General features: G+C 39.9%; 2 tRNA genes. Both read right to left on the bottom strand.

Annotated features, from left to right (window positions below):
• Positions 1-359: 359 nt before the first annotated feature.
• Positions 360-435, bottom strand: a tRNA-Ala gene (locus O3617_RS09540).
• Positions 436-445: 10 nt separating this feature from the next.
• A tRNA-Ile gene (locus tag O3617_RS09535) sits at positions 446-522 on the bottom strand.
• Positions 523-587: the final 65 nt, after the last annotated feature.

Raw genomic sequence — 587 nt, 5'->3', positions numbered from 1 at the left:
ATTTTATGACATGCATTAGATACATTGTCGTTTTTTGTAGCCGTACATTTTCATGTACGTCACCAATAAGTCAGAGAATTATTTCCTATGTGCTCGGGTCAACCTACTTAGAAATTCTAAGAGATGACCTTACAAATATATAATAATTATCTTCTATGCAGTTTTCAAAGAACAAACAATTTATATATTTCGCGTTATCGTCGTTGCATTCGTCTCACTTGTCTTGCGTAATTACCATTACGCAGCGACGGCGTTCAACTCACGCGCCTAGATATCCATCGAAATCTATTAAATTGTAACTGATTGTTTAATCAGCTTAGTTATTTTAGTACAAAACAGACTAGCTGTCAAATACTAAATGGTGGAGACGAGGAGATTCGAACTCCTGACCCCCTGCTTGCAAGGCAGGTGCTCTCCCAACTGAGCTACGCCCCCATGTATTAAATGGTGGGCCTAGGTGGACTCGAACCACCGACCTCACGCTTATCAGGCGTGCGCTCTAACCAGCTGAGCTATAGGCCCATTTAATATATTGAGAAATTATTATCTTGTAGATAACAGATCTCTCAAAACCGAACAATGTTAGG

Source organism: Veillonella sp. 27098_8_77 (assembly GCF_041431535.1).
Taxonomy (GTDB): Bacteria; Bacillota; Negativicutes; order Veillonellales; family Veillonellaceae; genus Veillonella.
The sequence above is the reverse complement of the archived record's forward strand: the minus strand, read 5'-3'. Positions and strand labels throughout refer to the sequence as shown.